This is a genomic window from Flavobacterium psychrophilum DSM 3660 = ATCC 49418 (assembly GCF_002217405.1).
GTDB lineage: Bacteria > Bacteroidota > Bacteroidia > Flavobacteriales > Flavobacteriaceae > Flavobacterium > Flavobacterium psychrophilum.
This window is the reverse complement of the sequence record NZ_MUHE01000064.1, coordinates 1-2,377: the sequence shown is the minus strand read 5'-3', so window position 1 is coordinate 2,377 and position 2,377 is coordinate 1. Positions and strand designations below refer to the sequence as shown.

Here is a 2,377-nt window from a genome sequence, read left to right as displayed (position 1 = left end):
AGGCATCAAAATTTTACAACATTGAACTTAACCCAAAAATAAACCTCGCTTAAAACGGATTAAACGAGGCTGTTTTTTATGGTTTTTGTAAATGTTTTTCAAAAATTTAGGGTTGTGCAACAGCTACGCCTGTTAGCTACAGTGTCTTTCCCGTTAGTTTTTAACGATTTCTTTATTTTATTTCTTTTAAAAGTTTGTTTATTGTATATTTTAACTACCTTTGCCGTGAACTTTTAACGTAATCAAAATGTTAATTAGAATTGTTGCTAAGAATTTATTTTCTTTTAAGGAAGAAACCGAGTTTAATTTATTTCCAAATAAAACCCAAAGGTTATCACATCATAAAGTTAAGAAAAATGACTTTGATATCTTGAGGTTAAGCGCTATTTATGGGGCAAATGGATCAGGAAAATCAAATTTGATTAAAGTAGTGTCCTTACTTGAAAGTATGATAGTTGATGAAGGTAAACTACTACCATATAAAGATTTTGAATTTAAGTTGAAAGAAGAAAATTCAAATAAGGAGCCTTCATCTATAGGTATAGAGTTTTTTGTAAGAGAAAAGTTTTATTATTATTCCATAAGTTTTAAGGATGGAATTATATTTAATGAATACTTAGCAGAAAGTAAAAAAGAAAAAGATATATTAATATTTGAAAGAAATTATGAAAATGATATTCAATCAATAAATTTCTTTGACGGATATACTGATAATGAGAAAAATAAGCTTTTTGTTGATGTATTAGCTGAAAAATTATTACAAAAAGATGAATTATTAATTTCTTTTTTAAATGCAAAATATAAGAATGATTTTGAAGATATCGAAAATGTATTTTTTTGGTTTGACAAACTATTAGTAATAATTAAGCCTGATGCTAAACCAGGAATATTAGCTCATCTAATTGATGTAAATAATGATTTAAGTGACTTTGCAAATACTTTTATACCTAGTTTAAATACTGGTATATCTAAACTAAAAACTATAAAAAAGAAATTTATTGATTTTACAAGTAATAAAGAGCAAATAGACCTTATTACTGACAAAATCAAGAAATCTCCAGACAATCAAATTGTTATTGAGAATTCAGAAACAGGTGAAGAAGCTACTTTAGTTTATGAAGAAGATGAAATTTTTATAAAAAGACTAGTTACATCGCATTTAAATGATAAAGGCAATGAAGTAGAGTTTGAAGTTGGATTAGAGTCAGATGGGACAAAGAGGTTAATAGATTACATACCTGCTATTCATAGTATTTTACATCAAGAGAGTGTGTATTTAATTGATGAAATAGAAAGAAGTATACACCCGATAACAATTAAAGAAATTATTTCAAAGATTTCATTAGATAAAAATGCAAAAGGACAATTAATTTTTACCACTCACGAGTCATCTCTTCTTGATCAAGAGATTTTAAGACCTGATGAAATATGGTTTGCACAAAAAGATATTGATGGTTCTTCTAAGTTATACTCTTTAAGTGATTTTAATATTCATAATACTGCAAATATTGAAAACGGATATTTAAATGGTAGATATGGAGGAATACCTTTTTTAACAAGATTGCAAGATTTAAATTGGCATAAGTATGAGGTATCTTAGTAGAAATAAGTTGTATGAGAAAGTAGAGGTTAATACTGATGCAAAAAAAATATATATATTTTGTGAAGGTCAAGATACTGAATTTAAGTATTTTAAATATTTTTCAGGATTATCTTCTAATATTGATGTAATACCGATACCTAATACAAATGGTCAATCTGACCCAGTTAAACTAAAAGAAAACGCAAGTTTGCTTTTTTTTGGAGATGAAGATACTTGTATAAAATATGAGTTAAGTAAAGAGTATAAAGACGAAGTTTGGTTTGTTATTGATACGGATAGGTGGAATGAGGGAGACAAAATTAATATTTTGAAGAAATTTTGTTTAGATCAATATTGTAACGAAAATCCATGGGAAGTTGCACAAAGTAATCCTTGTTTTGAACTTTGGCAATATTATCATTTTCATAATGATAAACCAGAAAGTGAAGATGTATTAAATTCTGCTAGCTTTAAAGAGTATGTTAATACAAAAATTAAAGGAGGATTTGACAATAGATCTATGCCAATTGAAATAAAAGAAGCAATTAAGAATTCATTAGAGAATTTCGAAATTGAACATAATCAGCCTAAATTATTTTCAACAGAAGTCCATAATTTAGCAGAAATAATAGTAAACTTTATTGGTAATCAATTAGAAAAAGCAAAAAACATGACTCAACAGGTCTGACATTGTAGCTAACTTTTCGCGGCTTTAAGGAGTTGGGGATTTGTAAGCACTAAACTTTCGATAAAGCCCTAACTTTAAAAGTACAAGAAGGCAGTATAACACAAAGT

Annotated in this window: 2 protein-coding genes; both read left to right on the top strand. The window is 27.2% G+C overall.

The genetic code is table 11. The annotated features are described in order from the left end of the window. Positions 1 to 247: 247 nt before the first annotated feature. Entirely contained in the window at positions 248 to 1,600 is a 1,353-nt protein-coding gene (locus B0A57_RS11720) for an AAA family ATPase (protein ID WP_038466458.1), read from the top strand. A gap of 10 nt (positions 1,601 to 1,610) precedes the next feature. Next, a complete protein-coding gene (locus B0A57_RS11715) occupies positions 1,611 to 2,270 on the top strand; it encodes an RloB family protein (RefSeq protein ID WP_238326984.1) in 660 nt (219 codons plus the stop codon). Positions 2,271 to 2,377 lie beyond the last annotated feature (107 nt).

What these genes read in the sequence shown, in the direction of transcription:
- B0A57_RS11720 (WP_038466458.1), top strand. Translation starts at nt 248, where the DNA reads ATGTTAATTAGAATTGTTGCTAAGAATTTATTTTCTTTTAAGGAAGAA.